At 49.0% G+C, this 16,953-nt stretch carries 17 protein-coding genes; 2 read left to right on the top strand and 15 right to left on the bottom strand.

Translation table 11 applies throughout. The features are described 5' to 3' along the window. Positions 1–66 precede the first annotated feature (66 nt). Both ODZ53_RS01865 and ODZ53_RS01870 read left to right on the top strand, forming a co-directional pair. On the top strand, positions 67–1,200 hold the full coding sequence (locus tag ODZ53_RS01865; RefSeq protein ID WP_372675719.1) for a M20 family metallopeptidase: 1,134 nt from the start codon (positions 67–69) through the stop codon (positions 1,198–1,200). A 127-nt stretch (positions 1,201–1,327) separates the two neighbouring features. Next, a complete protein-coding gene (locus ODZ53_RS01870; RefSeq protein ID WP_372675720.1) occupies positions 1,328–1,750 on the top strand; it encodes an RDD family protein in 423 nt (140 codons plus the stop codon). A gap of 189 nt (positions 1,751–1,939) precedes the next feature. On the opposite strand, the gene ODZ53_RS01875 is transcribed toward ODZ53_RS01870, so the two are convergent. The 15 genes from ODZ53_RS01875 to ODZ53_RS01945 all read right to left on the bottom strand — a co-directional run bounded on the left by ODZ53_RS01875 (position 1,940) and on the right by ODZ53_RS01945 (position 16,950). Next, positions 1,940–2,404 carry a protease complex subunit PrcB family protein gene (locus tag ODZ53_RS01875; protein WP_372675721.1) on the bottom strand — a complete coding sequence of 155 codons (465 nt, stop codon included), beginning with the start codon at positions 2,402–2,404 and terminating at the stop codon, positions 1,940–1,942. A gap of 386 nt (positions 2,405–2,790) precedes the next feature. After that, positions 2,791–3,441: a ribulose-phosphate 3-epimerase gene (gene rpe, locus ODZ53_RS01880; RefSeq protein WP_015891988.1), complete on the bottom strand. Its 651-nt coding sequence runs from the start codon at positions 3,439–3,441 to the stop codon at positions 2,791–2,793. Further along, positions 3,435–4,325, bottom strand: coding sequence for a ribosome small subunit-dependent GTPase A (rsgA, locus tag ODZ53_RS01885; protein ID WP_372675723.1), 891 nt, complete (start codon positions 4,323–4,325; stop codon positions 3,435–3,437). The genes rpe and rsgA overlap by 7 nt, the downstream gene beginning before the upstream one ends. A gap of 18 nt (positions 4,326–4,343) precedes the next feature. Next, positions 4,344–6,329: a Stk1 family PASTA domain-containing Ser/Thr kinase gene (pknB, locus tag ODZ53_RS01890; RefSeq protein ID WP_173604717.1), complete on the bottom strand. Its 1,986-nt coding sequence runs from the start codon at positions 6,327–6,329 to the stop codon at positions 4,344–4,346. A 5-nt stretch (positions 6,330–6,334) separates the two neighbouring features. After that, entirely contained in the window at positions 6,335–7,090 is a 756-nt protein-coding gene (locus ODZ53_RS01895) for a Stp1/IreP family PP2C-type Ser/Thr phosphatase (protein WP_015891991.1), read from the bottom strand. 4 nt (positions 7,091–7,094) lie between these two features. After that, positions 7,095–8,165: a dual-specificity RNA methyltransferase RlmN gene (gene rlmN / locus ODZ53_RS01900; RefSeq protein ID WP_199929905.1), complete on the bottom strand. Its 1,071-nt coding sequence runs from the start codon at positions 8,163–8,165 to the stop codon at positions 7,095–7,097. A 211-nt stretch (positions 8,166–8,376) separates the two neighbouring features. Further along, a complete protein-coding gene (rsmB, locus tag ODZ53_RS01905) occupies positions 8,377–9,723 on the bottom strand; it encodes a 16S rRNA (cytosine(967)-C(5))-methyltransferase RsmB (RefSeq protein WP_372675724.1) in 1,347 nt (448 codons plus the stop codon). A 3-nt stretch (positions 9,724–9,726) separates the two neighbouring features. Beyond that, positions 9,727–10,677 (bottom strand): methionyl-tRNA formyltransferase, encoded by a 951-nt coding sequence (gene fmt, locus ODZ53_RS01910; protein WP_372675725.1) that lies wholly within the window; start codon positions 10,675–10,677, stop codon positions 9,727–9,729. A 4-nt stretch (positions 10,678–10,681) separates the two neighbouring features. Next, on the bottom strand, positions 10,682–11,158 hold the full coding sequence (gene def / locus ODZ53_RS01915) for a peptide deformylase (RefSeq protein WP_372675726.1): 477 nt from the start codon (positions 11,156–11,158) through the stop codon (positions 10,682–10,684). A 16-nt stretch (positions 11,159–11,174) separates the two neighbouring features. After that, on the bottom strand, positions 11,175–13,610 hold the full coding sequence (priA, locus tag ODZ53_RS01920) for a primosomal protein N' (RefSeq protein WP_199929908.1): 2,436 nt from the start codon (positions 13,608–13,610) through the stop codon (positions 11,175–11,177). Further along, complete coding sequence (gene coaBC / locus ODZ53_RS01925; RefSeq protein ID WP_087347859.1) at positions 13,607–14,854, bottom strand: bifunctional phosphopantothenoylcysteine decarboxylase/phosphopantothenate--cysteine ligase CoaBC; 1,248 nt, start codon at positions 14,852–14,854, stop codon at positions 13,607–13,609. The genes priA and coaBC overlap by 4 nt, the downstream gene beginning before the upstream one ends. Positions 14,855–14,929: 75 nt before the next feature. Next, positions 14,930–15,136 carry a DNA-directed RNA polymerase subunit omega gene (rpoZ, locus tag ODZ53_RS01930; RefSeq protein ID WP_007728388.1) on the bottom strand — a complete coding sequence of 69 codons (207 nt, stop codon included), beginning with the start codon at positions 15,134–15,136 and terminating at the stop codon, positions 14,930–14,932. A gap of 4 nt (positions 15,137–15,140) precedes the next feature. Beyond that, entirely contained in the window at positions 15,141–15,761 is a 621-nt protein-coding gene (gmk, locus tag ODZ53_RS01935; RefSeq protein WP_199929910.1) for a guanylate kinase, read from the bottom strand. Between the two features lie 16 nt (positions 15,762–15,777). Beyond that, positions 15,778–16,038: an extracellular matrix/biofilm regulator RemA gene (gene remA / locus ODZ53_RS01940; protein WP_015891999.1), complete on the bottom strand. Its 261-nt coding sequence runs from the start codon at positions 16,036–16,038 to the stop codon at positions 15,778–15,780. Positions 16,039–16,062: 24 nt separating this feature from the next. Next, positions 16,063–16,950, bottom strand: a complete 888-nt coding sequence (locus ODZ53_RS01945) for a YicC/YloC family endoribonuclease (protein ID WP_372675727.1) — start codon at positions 16,948–16,950, stop codon at positions 16,063–16,065. Positions 16,951–16,953: the final 3 nt, after the last annotated feature.

The raw sequence follows: 16,953 nt of genomic DNA on the forward strand, positions 1-16,953 counted from the left end.
TATTTTTGTGGCAGAAAAGCAAACAAGGCTTTATAGTGCTAGTAAAAGGAATTACAGGAGGCTGACATGGAGAAAAACTGGACGTCCTATTTTCAGCAGCAGCTCCCAGAAATTATCGAGGAACTGCGTACATATGTAGAGATGGAAACACCCACCCATAACAAGCAAGCTGTCGATCGATTAGGCAGCCTGATTGCAGAACGCTTTCGCCAATTGGGGTGTCGGGTGGAAAGCTTGCCACAAGAGCAATACGGAAATCAGCTGCGAATGGAGTATGGAGACGGCGACGAACAAATCCTCATTCTCGGTCACTTCGATACCGTAAAAGAGGTTGGAACATTAGCCGTTGAGCCTTGTCGCGAGGAAAATGGCCGACTCTATGGGCCTGGTACATATGACATGAAAGCGGGAATCGTTTTTAGCTACTTCGCCCTGCGCGCCATGATGGAACATAATCTTTCGCCCAAAAATAAGCTCGTCTTTTTTTGGAATACCGACGAAGAGATTGGCAGTGTTTCCTCCGAAATGCTCATTAGAGAGGAAGCAAAAAGGAGTAAATATGCATTGGTACTGGAGCCCGCCGCTGGAGATGGCTCTTTGAAAACAAGCCGTAAAGGCGGAGGAGACTTCATTTTAAAAGTAACGGGCCGCGCTGCGCATGCAGGCAATGATCACGCCAAGGGGGTCAATGCGATTGCTGAGCTGGCTCATCACGTCCTCGCTATTCAATCATTTACGAATTATGAAGCGGGCACAACCTTATCTGTCGGTACCATTACGGGCGGAAGTGCATCGAACGTCGTGCCTGACTTTGCCATGACGGAAATTGATGTGCGTATCCAGAGTCGCGAGGAAAGCGAGCGTATTACCCGATTGATGAGTCAGCTGACCCCTGTTCATCCGGAAGCCAAGCTGTTCGTGGAAGGCGGAATCACCAAGCCTCCTATGGAACGAACTGCTGGTACTGAGCAACTATTCTTGCATGCACAGGAGCAAGCACGTCTGGAAGGTTTTAAATTGACGGAGCAAGGTGTCGGTGGAACTAGCGACGGAAACTTCGCCGCAGATGCAGGAACACCAACGCTTGACGGTTTGGGACCTGTTGGTGATGGAGCCCACGCTTCCCATGAGCATATCGTCATTGACGCCATACCTGGCAGGATTGCCGTCATGCTTCGGATGTTTTTAACCTTGTCATAATAAATTTACAGGTGTATAATTTTATGGAAATTTAAGGCTCCGTCTACTTAACGACGGAGCCTTATCTGCACTATTTTCGAATGGGCAGACATATATATACCTATTCGAATAACAAGGAGAGGGAACCATGGAATCAAACTTCACATCGCCAAGCAATCCTGTTGGATTTTGGCGCCGGCTCGGTGCCGGTCTGCTAGATGCAATCATTATTGGATTACCGCTACTACTAATCACCTATATCATTACAGGCAATACAGAAGACAATCTTGTTACCAATATCATCTCCTCGCTCTACAGTCTCCTCGTGCCTGTATTTTGGCATGGCTATACGGTGGGCAAACGAATTGCCGGTATTCGCATCGCCCGAATCGATGGAGATCCTGTAGGAATCGGAACCATGCTGTTACGCAATTTGATCGGAGGGATCGTGTACGTCATTACACTCGGTATTGGTATAATCGTCAGTGCCATCATGGTTGCTGTTCGTCAGGATAAACGCTCGCTCCATGATTTGATCGCCGGTACGTATGTAACATCGGATCAACCTTAAATTACTACTCATCTTACACAAAAAATAGTTGCTCTGCGATGAGCCCCCTTAGATTTATTGGAAAAACCACCCGTTTTCCGACGAATCTAAGGGGGTATTTTTATCAGATTGGCGCCTACAACAGCATGTTCCGACTAAAGAAGACCGGATATACTCATCCGGTCTTCTTTACTTTATCCATCTAGCAGTTTATTGGAACAGTACCTTATCTGTTTTTGCATCCATAAACATCATTGTTGTGTATGGCGGCAGGCTTGCACGCACAATGATATAAGGTGTGTGCAACGCTGGCATTGTAATATCTTCTGGAGCAGGATTTGTCAGCTCTACATAAACCTTGAGCATTTCCCATCCTTGCTCTGTTCCAACAACCTTCAGACTATAACCAGAGGTAGGCATTTCACCACGAGAGACTACATACAAGTCGCCTTGGCGGTGTACACCCTTCTTATCTTTTACTTTTCCTACGAATGTTCGTTCAGCCGCTGATAATGTCCCTTCTTTTTCGATAGACAATTTTTTCGTTTGCACGTCTACCTGAGAAGCCGAGATCGACTCCGAATGTTTTTGTTCAGCCTGCACGGCAGTTTGTGAAAATGGGAGGATGGAGAGAATGGTGAGAACCGCTACACTGTTTTTCAATAACGATTTCATACTTTATCAACTCCTGATTTTTTTTAGAGGGCAACAACATTACTTGATACTGGCCAGTATCTCTCAGATAGGATTTTTACCACTATCTGGATAATTTAATTTAATCATTATATTTATTAAAAAGCAATATTTTCCAAAATGTTTTATTTTTGTTAATTAACCTTTACTCATATATCACCAAAAATCCTTATTAGAGTAAGCATAATTCGATTTCTTTCTATTTGTAGTTTGAACTATAATTATACTTATATTTTTATTATTAATTGATTTATCACATAATTAGTTAAAATATTCAGATGATTACAAATGAACTATGCACAGAGGGAAGCACAAAAAAGCTGACGCCGATTATATCGTCGTCAGCTTACAGCTGCTAAGCATTATTCTTACTGTCCACGAATCGCAGCGATCGCTTGACCGCGATTTTCCTGATTGAATACCGCGCTTCCTGCAACGAGGACTGTCGCTCCTGCTTCCTCGCACAAACGTGCTGTTTGTGCATTGACACCGCCATCGATTTCGATTTCCACATGCCCCAAGCCACGCTCGTTCAGCATTTGACGCAACTGGGCAACCTTTGGCACAACGCTGTGAATGAATTTTTGTCCACCAAAACCAGGGTTCACTGTCATAAGGAGAACCATATCCAAATCAGCAAGGACTGGCTCGATCGTGGAAATCGGTGTAGCCGGGTTCAATACCACTCCCGCTTTCACACCTTGCTCCTTGATCAAGTACAGCGTGCGATGCAGATGACGGCATGCTTCCTGATGAACAGTAATCCAGTCTGCTCCACTTTTCGCGAATTGCGGAATGTAGCGATCTGGCTCCTCAATCATCAAGTGCACATCGAGTGGCAGCTTGGTCACTGGACGAATCGCTTCCACAATCAGAGGACCGATCGTAATGTTTGGAACGAAGTGTCCATCCATCACATCCACGTGAATCCAGTCTGCTCCTCCCTTCTCGACATCGAGAATTTCTTCACCCAGACGGGCAAAATCAGCAGATAGGATAGAAGGTGCAATTTTTACCATGGTTTGTTCCTCCGTTGGTATTCTTTTAGCTCTTCGCGGAATTGCTTGTAGTGCGCGTAACGCTGTTCACTGATTTCTCCAGCCTCCAGCGCGGCCTGCACGGCACAAGCTGGCTCGCTTACGTGAAGACAGCCACGGAACTTGCATTCCGAGCTGCGATCGGCAAAGTCCAGGAAGGATTCCGCCAGGTCAAGCTCGGAGAAATCGATAAATTCCAATGAACTGAAGCCCGGTGTGTCTGCCACATAGCCGCCGCCCGCAAGCGGAATCAGCTCGACATGACGCGTTGTATGCTTTCCGCGTCCGAGCTTTTGGCTGACATCTCCTGTCTGCAAGCTTACACCCGGAAACAGCATGTTGATCAGGGAGGATTTACCCACACCTGACTGACCGGCAAAAACCGAAATACGGTCACGCAAAATCTCACGCACGTCCTCTACACCGCGTTCATCCTCCGTTGAGGTCGGAATCACGCGGTACCCGATCGCTTCATACTTCTTCACGATTTCGGTGACCTCTTCTTCCGACACTTGATCGGCTTTGGATAAGACAATTACGGAATCAATCCCTGCATGCTCCGTGTGCGTCAGGAACTTGTCCAGCAGCAACGGGCTAAACATCGGCTTGTACATCGAAAAGACGAGTACCGCCTGATCCACATTGGAAATGGGCGGACGAACCAACTCATTCGTCCGTTCGCCCACCTCCATGATATAGCCTTCTTCCTCATTGATCGCATCGTAGACGACCCAATCCCCAACCAGTGGGTTTACTTTTGCATCTTTTTTCTTGAAAAGCCCTCGTGCACGGCAACTGTAGATTCGCCCTTCGTCGGCTACATAATAGAAACCGCTGAGCGCTTTCACAATCCGTCCTTCTGGCATTCATGTCCCTCCACTACACTATGGCAAGCTGTTATACGAAACTGGAATCGTCTGGTATTCATTGAAGCCTTGATCAGTCGATCGTTTCACAAAGACCTTGACTACCGAGTCCTTCTGTGGCGCCAAGACGATTGGTACATCGTACTCTTTATTTTCGGTGATCGTCTCCGTCTGGAAAACTTTTGCCTCTCCACGAGCATCTGTCACTTCAATTTTCACTTCCAGTGGTTCACCAGGTACAACCTCTACATAAACCGGAACGTTTGCCAGCTTGGCGTCCTGCGGATATTGGCCATTGCTGACCTCAAGCGGAATCGCTACATCCTTTTGCACTTCCATTCCCGGATCGTAAGGGTGAGTGCTGAGAACAATACCTGGTTTGTCAGTCGTATAAGAAGGTACTTCGGTGATTTTCCCGACAGACAGCCCTTTTTTGAACAATTCTACTTGCGCAGCCTCTACGGATTTATTCCGGACATCCGGCATTTTCACGAAGGTTTTCCCTTTACTGATCGTGACCGTCACATTCGTTTTGGTCGGGAAGACCTTTTCATTTGCTGCTGGAGACTGCTTGATAACCGTCCCTACCTCAGCCTTATCGTCCTCTTCCTCTACGAAAGTGACATTCTCCAGTTTAAAACCATTGCTTTTCAATGCTTCCTCTGCTGTTGCTCGCGGCAACGTAACCAGATTTGGCATGTTGATCTCTTGTTGTCCTTTGCTTACAAACAAGGTCACAACGGAATTTTCCTTTAACCGCATGGGAGGTGCAGGGTCCTGGCGTATCACCATTCCCTTTTCTATCGTATCATTGGCTTCTTCGACGATACGGGCAACAAGTTTGGCATCCTGAATCTTTTTCTCAGCAAGCGTCACTTCGATCCCTTCCACATGAGGCACCTGTGCCTCTGGAACGGACGGGAACAGATTCAACAGTAAGTTAAATCCGAAGAATGCCAGTACGAAAAACAGTCCGATACCGCCTACCCAGAACAGTGCTTTGACCCACCATTGTTTCTTGGCTGGTTTGGCATCCTCTTCTTCTGTACGCTGCTCATAGCGGCTACGCCCCGCTCCTCCGGTTTTGCCATTGGTATGGCCTTCGAGCATGTCAGGTGTGATGATCGGCACCACACGCGTCATTTCTTCATCCACCGGGAACGTCAGCTTTTCTTCGTTTAATCGTTCTGGGAACAGGCAGGTCTCCAAATCTTCTAGCATTTCACTCGCGGATGCATATCTGAGAAATGGATCCTTTACCAGCGCCTTCAAAATGACATTTTCCACACTCTGTGGGATAGCCGGATTGACTTGGCGCGGCTCTGGAAGCGGCTCCTGCAAATGCTTGAGCGCCACTGATATAGGCGAGTCACCGGAAAACGGCAGTTCACCCGTCACCATTTCGTACAAGACGATCCCCAGCGAGTAAATATCGGATTTTTCCCCGGTAATCCCACCGCGCGCCTGCTCTGGCGAAAAATAATGGACAGAGCCAAGCATCGCATTCGTATGCGTAATCGTTGCTGAAGTAACGGCTCGCGCAATCCCGAAATCCGTAACCTTCACCCGACCATTTTTTCCAATCATAATGTTATGCGGCTTAATATCTCGATGAATGATCTGGTTTTGATGCGCATGATCGAGTGCATCGCAAATTTGCTCGGCGATCCGCACTGCCTCTTCTACCGGCAGCGCACCACGTTGAATGATGACCTCTTTCAACGTATAGCCTTCTATGTACTCCATCACCATGTAATGGGTATCGCCATCCTGACCGACATCATACACCCCAACCACATTGGGGTGAGATAAGCTCGCCACCGCCTGCGCTTCACGTCGGAAACGATTCACGAAATCTTCGTCCGTACCAAACTGTGAACGCAGTACTTTAACTGCCACTGGACGATTCAAAATTAAATCTTTGGCCTTGTATACAATGGCCATACCGCCCCCACCGACGCGGGATTCTATTTGGTATCGTCCTCCCAGTCGTTGACCTTCCATCTCTCTCACCCCTCTTTCTGACCGGCATCAAGCGTATTTCGTACGGCAACCAGCGTTATGTTATCTTCCCCACCAGCATCCAGTGCTTCCTGCACCAAACCGTCCACCTTCGCTTGTAACGATATCTGTTTCTGCAACTTTTCTTCCAAGGAAGGATGACTGACCTTGTTGCTCAATCCATCTGAGCAAATCAAGACGATATCACCCTCTGACCATTCAAACTGCCCAAGATCAATGAGTACATCCGGTTCTGTCCCGAGTGAACGCATAATAACATTGCGGTGAGGGTGGACAGACGCCTCCTCGGCTGTAATCTGTCCACTTTTCATCAGCTCATTGACAAGGGAATGGTCTTCTGTTTTCATGACCAGTCCGTCTTGGTTGTAAAAATACAGACGGCTGTCACCGATATGCGCGGTAATCACGGAGGATTGGTCGAACAAGGCAGCAACTACGGTTGTGCCCATGCCACTGCACTCCGGATGTTCAAGCGCATATTCATAGACTTCTTTATTCGCAAGCAGAACGGCGTTCATCAATTGCTCACGCACATCCTCTGCTTCGAGGTCCCCATCTAGGTGACGCAGTTCTTTCACTATTCGCTCAACAGCTAGGCGACTGGCAATATCACCAGCCTGATGGCCACCCATACCATCTGCTACAATGGCGAGCACGCGTCCGTTTAAATCGGTCACACAGGCATAATAGTCCTCGTTAACCTGACGAACGCGACCAACATGGGATTTCATCGCGATTTCCATGGCATCACCCCACGGTTTCTTTAGCGTGTTGTGCCCTCAATTGTCCACAAGCAGCAGCAATGTCACTGCCTTGCTCGCGTCTGATGGTCACATTGATTCCTTTTTCCTCTAAAATGCGTTTGAACTGAAAAATCTCATTACGTGGCGTGCGTACATAATCACGCTCTGGTACGTAGTTCACCGGGATCAGATTCACGTGGCAAAGCATGTCGCCAATGAGTTCGGCCAGCTCCTCTGCATGCTCGGGCTGATCGTTTTTCCCGCCGAAAAGACCGTACTCAAAACTGATGCGACGCCCTGTCTTGTTAATGTAATGGTGACATGCCTCCATCAGCTTAGCAAGCGGAAAGCCACGGTTGATCGGCATCAGCTGGCTTCTCAGCTCCGTGTTCGGAGCGTGTAGGGAAATCGCCAGGTTCACTTGTCCGCCTCGTTCAGCAAACTCGTAAATCTTCGGTACAATTCCACTGGTGGAAACTGTAATGTGACGAGCACCGATATTCAATCCACGGTTATCGTTGATGACGGACAAGAACGCCATCAAGCTCTCGAAGTTCTCGAACGGCTCCCCGATCCCCATGACGACAACGTGACTGACACGCTCACCTTCCGCATCCAGTCTGCGTTGTGCCGTCAATACTTGAGAGACGATTTCACCTGCATCCAGGTTACGCTTCAGTCCACCTAATGTAGATGCACAAAACGTACAACCAATACGGCAACCCACCTGTGTCGTAACACAAATGCTGTTTCCGTAGTTATGACGCATAATCACTGTCTCAATCGCATGTCCATCGACAAGCTGGAACAAAAACTTGATCGTCCCATCCTGCGACTCCTGATGCGTGATTTCCTTGAGTGGCTCCATACGGAATGTATCAGCCAGCTTTTCGCGCAGCTCCTTGGACAAATTGCTCATCTCATCAAAAGAAGAGACGCGTTTTACATACAGCCAGTCAAAAATTTGTTGCGCACGAAATGCTTTGTCGCCTGCACTAACCAGCCATTCTTTCATTTCATCTTGCGTTAAACTGTAAATAAGCGGCTTTGCGCCAGTAAATGTCGTTAACGGCATTCTATCTCCACATCCTCAAAATCATTGCTTGCTTAAATCCATTCTATCATTGTACCTCGTGGGGCGTCTCGCTTCAAACGGTTTTGACATCCAGATTCACAAATGCGTCGCTTTTCCTAGTGTAAACCAATCCAAGCGCTCGCAAACAAAGGCAAAGGAGTGGCATTTTCCACCTGTTGGTGCGCCACCCCTTGTTTGTACGTCCGTTACCTTATCCTCTTCGTTTCAATCGCGCGATAAAGAATCCATCACTCTCGAAATGGTGAGGCAAAATTTGCACGCAGGCTCCGGTTTCATCGACATGCCCACTGACAGCCTCAGGCAGGTCTTGTGCCAGTGTATCATCAAATACGAAATCAGGGTGTTCCTCAACAAAGCGGCGAACAATCTCCTGGTTTTCTGCTGGCTCAATCGTACATGTGCTGTAAACCATGACACCACCCTCTGCGAGTAGCGGCGCCAATGTCTTGAGCAGTTCGTACTGTAGCTGAGCAATCGCACGGACATCTTCCGGCGTTTTGTTCCACTTCAGATCAGGCTTGCGACGAATCACGCCAAATCCGGTGCATGGCGCATCCAGCAGGATTCGATCGAAAGTTCCCAGCGCTTTTTCAGGTAGGTCCAGTGCATCACTTACGATTGGCTCGATGATTGTGATCCCGAGTCTTTTCGCTGCATTCGCAATCAGATCGCGTTTGTGCGGATGCACGTCACTCGCTATGATTTCCCCGCGGTTTTCCATCATTTCGGCTATGTGCGTTGTTTTTCCACCAGGTGCCGCGCAAGCATCCAGTACACGCATACCTGGTTGGGCAGCAAGAGCTGGTGCTACGAGCATGGAACTCTCATCCTGGATCGTGAAGTAGCCTTCCTTGAACAAGCGAGAGCCTGCTGCATATCCGCCTTCCATCAGAATAGCATGAGGACTGACAGACGACGCTTGTCCTTCCAGCCCTTCTTCCGCCAGCTTGTCCAGCACTTGATCCTTCGTCGTTTTCATTGCATTGACTCGGATAGAGCTATGCGGGTTTCTGTTGTTGGCTTCGCAAATGGCAATCGTCGTCTCTTCGCCATATACGTTAAGCCACTGACGCACAAGCCATTCCGGATGCGAATAGGCTACGGCGATTTGCAAGGCACGGCTGCCTTTTGGCTGACGCTCCCACACATCCGGCTGACGCAACACATTGCGCAAGACACCGTTGACCATCGAAGCAATCCCTTGGTGACCACGTTTCTTGGCGATTTCAACCGCCTGGTGTACGGCAGCACGCTCAGGAATACGGTCCAAAAAGTGAATTTGATACAAGCTGAGACGCAACAAATTACGGACCCAGGTCTGGACCTTTTTATTCCCGACAAAATGGGACAGGACATGATCCAGCGTCATCTTGCGCTGTATGGTACCGTACACAAGCTCTGTCACCAGCCCTGCATCTGCTGCGCTGAGATTTTCCCGATCCAATACATTGCGCAGCTCAAGATTGCTGTAGGACTTATGTTCTTCTACCCTGTTCAAAACATCGAGGGCGATATCGCGAGCTCCCTTTTTTGCCACGGACTATTCTCCTACCTTTGTGCCGATTTCAATGCTGCTGCCCGCTCCGCGCAAAAAGTCGAGTGCACTCATACGTTTTTTGCCTTCTGGCTGCAATTCGGTTATTTTCACAGCACCGCTACCGCAAGCGACAACGATACCGTCTTCCTCACGGGCGATGATGGTTCCCGGCTCTTTGCCTTCACCGGACGCAGGCATTTTTTCTACCCACCACAGCTTCCAAATCTTCCCTTCGCATGTGGTAAATGCGACAGGCCACGGATTCAAGCCGCGGACTTGGTTGTAAATCTGTTCCGCAGAACGGCTCCAGTCAATTTTTTCGTCTGTACGCTTGATATTTGGGGCAAAAGTCGCTGCCGAATGATCCTGTTGCTCTGCTACAAGCTCACCAGCCAACAGGGGCGGAACAGTAGCAATCAACAGCTCAGAGCCTGCCGCAGCCAATTTGTCATGCAAGGTCCCCACTGTATCGCGCTCTTCAATCGGCACAACTACCTTGGACAGCATATCCCCTGCATCGAGAGCTTCCACCATGTACATGATCGTTACGCCTGTTTCCGCTTCTCCCTCGACAATCGATTTATGAATCGGGGCACCCCCGCGATATTTCGGCAAAAGAGAGGCGTGCACATTGATGCAGCCATATTTCGGGGCATCGAGCAGTTTTTTAGGCAAAATCTGCCCATATGCTGCTGTAATGATCAGATCAGGCTTGAGGGCCAACACTTCTTCAAGCGCTTCCTCTGCCTTGATTTTTTCCGGTTGCAATACCAAAAGTCCATGACGCAAAGCCGCCTCCTTCACGGGGGGCGGCGTCAATACTTGCTTGCGTCCAACGGGACGATCGGGTTGTGTTACGACTCCAATCACGTTGTAGCCTGCTTCGAGTACTGCCGTAAGACTCGATACAGCAAAGTCAGGCGTACCCATAAACAGGATGCGAGCATCTTTCAAATGGTTATTCCCCTTCCTGGTTCGGGTTTACTTTGTACACCTTGTCAGCTACATCGATAAAGAGGACACCGTTCAAATGATCGATCTCATGTTGAGCACAACGGGACAACAGGTCGTCTGCCTTGAGCTCAACCACATTCCCGTTACGGTCATGACCGCGCAGCTTGATCCACTTGTGGCGACGAACGTCTCCTTGCAGGCCAGGAATGCTCAAGCAGCCTTCTGGATAATCGTATTGCTCCCCTTCATGCTCAATGATTTCCGGATTGATCATTTCAATCAGTCCATCACCGCAATCCATCACGATGACACGCTTGGAAATGCCCACTTGTGGAGCAGCCAAGCCTACACCGTCTGCATCGTACATCGTGTCTGCCATATCATCAAGCAGCTTGTGCAAGTTGGAATTAAATTTGGTTACGACCATTGCCTTTTCACGCAAAATCGGATCTGGATGTTTTACAATTGTGCGAATCGCCATGTGTTTCATATCCTCCCTAAAGCAGTACGTAAGGGTCGACGTCAATCGTCATCAATACTTTCTGCTGTTTGTTCCATTCTTCAAACGCAGCCGTCGCCTGAGCGAGCAGCTCTGACAGTTGCGGTTCATCACGATATTTTAGCATGATCTGAAAACGAAATCTATCCTTCACCCTTGCAATGGGCGAAGCCACAGGGCCCAAGAGGATCGTCGTCTGTGCCAAACGCTGCCGCAAATAGTCAGCCATCGTATGCGCACCACGGATCACAACAGGTACCTCCTCGTGGCTAAACGTAATTAATACGAGACGGAAATATGGCGGGTAGCCTGTTCGTCTGCGCTGCATCATTTCATCCTGATAAAATGCGGGATAATCATGTTTAGTCGCATGAACAATGCTATAGTGCTCCGGCGTATACGTCTGAATCACAACATCCCCGTCCAGCTCATGCCGTCCTGCCCGTCCACCTACCTGCGTCAAAAGCTGAAATGTCTTCTCCGCTGCTCGGAAGTCGGGCAGATGCAAGGACGTATCCGCTGCAATGATACCCGCCAGCGTCACTCGTGGAAAATCAAGTCCCTTGGCAATCATCTGCGTACCGAGCAGAACGTCGCCTTGACCCGAGCGGAATTTATTTAGCAGCTCTTCATGAGAGCCTTTTCGCGAGGTTGTGTCCACATCCATTCGGATGACCCGGATTCCAGGGAAAAGTTTTGCCAGCTCGGCTTCCACCTTTTGCGTTCCCGTACCAAAAAAGCGGATATGCTCACTTTGACACTCTGGACAATGCTTAGGCTGTGCGATGGTATATCCACAGTAATGGCAGCGCGCCGTATGATTTGTTTTATGATAAGTAAGCGAGATGTCGCAATGAATGCAACGCATCGTATATCCGCAGGAGCGGCACATGACAAAGGTAGAAAAGCCTCTTCGATTAAGGAAAATGACCATCTGTTCCTCTTTTGCCAATCGATCCGCAATCATCTCATGTAGCTTTCGGCTGAACATCGAACGATTCTGGGCCTGAAGCTCCTCGCGCATATCCACGACATGTACCTCTGGCATCGGGCGATTCCCGACACGCTCCGGCATACGCAACAGCTCGTATCGGCCTCGCGTAGCCAATGCATACGTCTCCAAGGCAGGAGTCGCACTTCCCATGACAAGGACACCCTGATTCTCTTTCGCTCGCCACAGAGCTACTTCTCGTGCATGATATCGCGGGGTCTCTTCCTGCTTATACGAGCTTTCATGCTCTTCATCGATCACAATCAAGCCAACATTCCGAAACGGAGCAAAGATGGCAGATCGGGCACCCACCACCACTTTGACTTGCTTGCGAATGATCTTGCGCCACTCGTCAAAACGCTCTCCTTGCGACAACGCGCTGTGCAAAACAGCTACATCTGCGCCAAAACGAGCTTTGAAGCGCTCTACCATTTGCGGAGTCAGTGCAATTTCCGGAACGAGAAAGATCGCCTCGCGCCCTTTTTCCAACGTGCGTTCGATCGCTTCAAGATATACTTCTGTCTTACCGCTTCCGGTAACCCCGTGGAGCAAGTAAGAAGCATAGGTTCCCGATTCAATCGATTGCAAGATAGGTGTCAATACCTCTTCCTGTAACGGGGTAAAGACAGGCTTCTGCTTTTCCTGGAATCGTCGATTAGCGTATGGGTCCCGGTAAACCTCCACTTGCTCGATCGCGATCCAGCCTTTTGATTCCAGGCTTTTCAGTGGAGAACGCGTAATTCCGTATTCATCCCGCAGCATTTGTACAGATAAGGACTGCTCCTTGTGCATGAGCATCAGTTGAAGGACACGGCGCATCTGCTCTGCCCGTGCTGGCAACGAACCAATCGCTTCCTCCAGCTTCCCCTCATCCAATAAGCTTCGGACAAATGATTGCTGCTTGCGAGTTATTTTGTCTCTTACTTGATACTCCGTAGCAAGCAGACCGCTTTGTATCCAGCCCGGAACGAGCAAATACTCCTCTGCAAATTGTTTCTCCACTTCTGTCAGCAGTAGTTGCCGTTTGCGAAACAATTCCCACAGAAGCCCCGATCTCCCGCATGCCTCTTCGTCCAATGCGTCTGTCGCCGTCAACCACTTCTCCGACTTCCCTTTGAGCACAGCCGGAAGCATCGCCTGTACAGCTGTTACCCACGGACACAAGTATTGTTTGGACATCCATTCGCTCATCTTTAGCAGCTCTGGCGTGAGAGGAGGAGTGTCGTCTTGTACCTGCACGACATCTTTTAGTCGCGAACGATCTGGTATGGCTTGGTCGTCCTCAACGATCCCGATAACATAGCCTTGCAATTGACGAGGGCCAAACGGGACAACCACACGGCTGCCAATGCGAATCAGTGGACGCAACCAAGGCGGAACATGGTAATCAAAAGGTCGATTCGTTCGATTGACCGGAACGTCCACGATAATTTGGGCAATCATGACAGGTCTTGGAGCGGTCTATGCTCTTGCACCGCAAGGACAGCATCAAACAGCTTGTCTGCCACAGCCCGCTTGCTCAATTTATCCAATGCCAGTTGCTCGCCGCCACGGGTTAGCAAGGTCACGATATTCGTATCGCTCCCCATACCTGCTCCCTCAAGCAACACATTATTGGCTACGATCATATCGAGATTTTTTCGCTCCAGCTTGGACTGGGCATGCTGTAACACATTTTGGGTCTCTGCTGCAAAGCCTACAACGAATTGCTTCGTTTTGCGCTCACCGATCGTCTTTAAAATATCGGGTGCTTTTTCTAGCACGAGGTCGAGTGGACCATCACCCTTTTTCAGCTTATGCTCAGCTACATGCTTCGGTCGATAATCGGAAACGGCTGCTGATTTGACGACAATGTCACAGTGTGGCAACTGCTCCATGACGGCATCGAACATTTCTTGTACCGATTCCACCGCGATGAATTCTACTCCATCAGGACGTGCCAAGGTTGTCGGCCCACTGACCAACGTGACCTTTGCCCCTCTGTCTCGTGCCGCTTCCGCGATGGCGTAGCCCATTTTTCCTGAAGCATGATTGGTTATGTAACGAACGGGATCAATTTTTTCACGAGTCGGTCCCGCTGTGATCAGTACGTGCTTGTCCTGCAAATCTTTTTCTCGAATCGTTTGTCTGGTCTCATCGGAGGCAAACCACTGACGCACAGCTTCGACGATTTCCTCTGGCTCCGCCAAACGTCCTTTGCCAATCCAGCCACATGCCAAAAGCCCGACACCCGGTTCCACAAACCGATAACCATAAGCGGTAAGCTTATCCATATTGGCTATAACCGCAGGGTGATTGTACATATTGACGTTCATGGCAGGCGCGACCATGACAGGCGCTTTCGTAGCCAATACAGTCGTCGTCAGCATATCATCCGCAATACCATTCGCCATTTTGCCAATCACGTTTGCCGTTGCTGGCGCGATCAAAACGAGATCAGCTCGATCAGCCAGTTCAATATGGCTAATCACATGTGGATCTGGCTCCGTAAATGTATCTGTATAAACAGGCAGGTGAGACAAGGCTTGAAACGTCAAAGGCTGAATAAACTGCAAGGCGCTCTCTGTCAAAATGACATGCACCAATGCACCTGCTTGTGTCAGCTTGCTGGTCAGTGCAGCAGCCTTATAAGCAGCAATGCCGCCAGATACTCCAAGAACAATTCGTTTTCCTGCAAGCGAATGCATCTGCACTCTCTCCTTTCTCCCCTATCCGAAATCCGAAAAAAACAACCTCATGAGGTTGTTTTTAAAGGTGACTGCTTATTTGCGACCGTCCAAAAACTCGTGAACGAGCTCGTCGGAGATGAACTCCTCCAGTGCCAAACCTACAAACTTTTTGGATTTTGGTCTCACGACTTGAACTTCGCTGTTTTCGCGAAGCTGACGCGCACGCTTGGATGCCACTGTCACCAGGATGTACTTGCTCTCTGCCTTTTCGGTCAATTCGTCAATAGATGGATACAACATAATTCTATTCAACCTCCTGTAACCATTTGCGATATTTGTGAACCTGACGATCTTTTTTCAGATGCTCCGCTGTAATAATCGCTTGGATACGATCGCACGCCGATTCGATGACGTCATTGACGACTACATAATCGTAGTGGTCCATGAGCTCGATTTCAGCACGCGCCACTTCCATGCGTTTGCGAATGATCTCTTGTGATTCTGTCCCGCGCCCCACGATCCGGTTTTCCAGTTCGTTTAAATCAGGCGGAGCCAGGAACAGGAATGTACCTTGCGGGAAGCTCTTTTTTACTTGAAGAGCACCCTGAACTTCAATCTCAAGAATGACATCGCGCCCTTCATTGAGCATATCGTCCACGAACTGACGAGGGGTTCCGTAGTAATTCCCCACGTATTCTGCCCATTCCAGGAGAGCATCTTCTTCAATCATCTGCTTGAACTCTTCCTGGCTTTTAAAAAAGTAATTAACTCCTTCTACCTCTCCAGGACGCGGCTGGCGTGTGGTAGCAGAAACAGAATACACCAGATCAGGCATCACTTCACGAAGTGCCTTGCATACTGTTCCTTTTCCCACACCAGCTGGTCCGGAAAGAACCAAAAGGAGACCACGATCAACCATACTCATTGTTTACACTCCTACTTTATTCGTCCGATTCGTCATCCTTCGTAGTCAAGCGTTGTGCCACTGTTTCAGGCTGTACCGCTGACAAAATCACGTGATCGCTGTCTGTAATAATGACCGCACGTGTACGTCTCCCATAGGTAGCGTCCACTAGCATGTTGCGATCGCGCGCTTCCTGGATGATCCGTTTGATAGGAGCGGACTCCGGACTTACAATTGAAATAATGCGGTTGGCATTGACGATGTTGCCAAAACCGATATTGATTAGCTTGATTGCCATGACGGCCCAGCCCATCCTTTCATGCTACTCGACATTCTGTATTTGCTCCCGCATCTTCTCCAGTTCTGTCTTGATCTCGACAGCCAAATGCTGAATGCGCAAATGATTCGCTTTGGAAGCAATCGTATTGGCTTCCCGATTCATTTCCTGGAGCAGAAAATCCAGTTTTCGACCAATTGCTTCTTCTTTGCCTAATTGATTGGCAAACTGTTGGCAATGACTATCTAAACGGGTCAACTCTTCACTAATATCACTTTTATCAGCGAAAAAGGCAACCTCTTGTGCTACACGAGCAGGGTCCAATTCAAAAGGCGTCAAACCGGCCCACTCACTTACGCGTTGCTCGAGTCGGCCCTTATAATCTTCCTTACAAAGTGGGGCCAACTGGGAGATCTCCCGCGTCCATGTGTTGACGGCAGTCAGGCGACTGGCTAGATCAGTGTGCAACAGTTTACCCTCGGTCTCTTTCATCGAAACGAGATCCATGGCCGCGCCCCTGACCAGGTCTTGGAGCCACTCTGCCAGCTCCTCCACATTGTCGTCCTCTGACTCTTTGGTATGTATCACGCCAGGAAAGTGTAGTAGATCCTTGACGGTTAAAGGCGTCTCTAGCGCAAAACGCTGAGTCATCTCACGAGAAATGGAGACTAGCTGTTCAGCTACATCCCAGTCAATGTCCATAACCGTAGCAGAAGAATTTTTCCCTTCCACTGAGACAGTGACATCGACACGCCCTCTTCTGACATACTGTGCGACCAGCTTACGAATCGAATCCTCAAGCATATTCCACGCTTTAGGCAGGCGCACGACAATCTCAGAAAAGCGGTGATTCACTGCACGTATCTCGACTGTTGCTCGAATGGAGCCCTTACTATCTTCTTTTCTACCGTAACCAGTCATGCTTCGAATCACAAG

The sequence above is a fragment of the Brevibacillus sp. BD137 genome, from assembly GCF_041644655.1.
Taxonomy (GTDB): domain Bacteria; phylum Bacillota; class Bacilli; order Brevibacillales; family Brevibacillaceae; genus Brevibacillus; species Brevibacillus brevis_D.

What these genes read in the sequence shown, in the direction of transcription:
- ODZ53_RS01895 (WP_015891991.1), bottom strand. Translation starts at nt 7,090, where the DNA reads ATGGAAATCGCGATGAAATCCCATGTTGGTCGCGTTCGTCAGGTTAAC.
- priA (WP_199929908.1), bottom strand. Translation starts at nt 13,610, where the DNA reads ATGATTGCCCAAATTATCGTGGACGTTCCGGTCAATCGAACGAATCGA.
- coaBC (WP_087347859.1), bottom strand. Translation starts at nt 14,854, where the DNA reads ATGCATTCGCTTGCAGGAAAACGAATTGTTCTTGGAGTATCTGGCGGC.
- def (WP_372675726.1), bottom strand. Translation starts at nt 11,158, where the DNA reads ATGGCGATTCGCACAATTGTAAAACATCCAGATCCGATTTTGCGTGAA.
- rpoZ (WP_007728388.1), bottom strand. Translation starts at nt 15,136, where the DNA reads ATGTTGTATCCATCTATTGACGAATTGACCGAAAAGGCAGAGAGCAAG.
- gmk (WP_199929910.1), bottom strand. Translation starts at nt 15,761, where the DNA reads ATGAGTATGGTTGATCGTGGTCTCCTTTTGGTTCTTTCCGGACCAGCT.
- rsgA (WP_372675723.1), bottom strand. Translation starts at nt 4,325, where the DNA reads ATGCCAGAAGGACGGATTGTGAAAGCGCTCAGCGGTTTCTATTATGTA.
- rlmN (WP_199929905.1), bottom strand. Translation starts at nt 8,165, where the DNA reads ATGCCGTTAACGACATTTACTGGCGCAAAGCCGCTTATTTACAGTTTA.
- pknB (WP_173604717.1), bottom strand. Translation starts at nt 6,329, where the DNA reads ATGGAAGGTCAACGACTGGGAGGACGATACCAAATAGAATCCCGCGTC.
- ODZ53_RS01870 (WP_372675720.1), top strand. Translation starts at nt 1,328, where the DNA reads ATGGAATCAAACTTCACATCGCCAAGCAATCCTGTTGGATTTTGGCGC.
- ODZ53_RS01865 (WP_372675719.1), top strand. Translation starts at nt 67, where the DNA reads ATGGAGAAAAACTGGACGTCCTATTTTCAGCAGCAGCTCCCAGAAATT.
- ODZ53_RS01875 (WP_372675721.1), bottom strand. Translation starts at nt 2,404, where the DNA reads ATGAAATCGTTATTGAAAAACAGTGTAGCGGTTCTCACCATTCTCTCC.
- remA (WP_015891999.1), bottom strand. Translation starts at nt 16,038, where the DNA reads ATGGCAATCAAGCTAATCAATATCGGTTTTGGCAACATCGTCAATGCC.
- rpe (WP_015891988.1), bottom strand. Translation starts at nt 3,441, where the DNA reads ATGGTAAAAATTGCACCTTCTATCCTATCTGCTGATTTTGCCCGTCTG.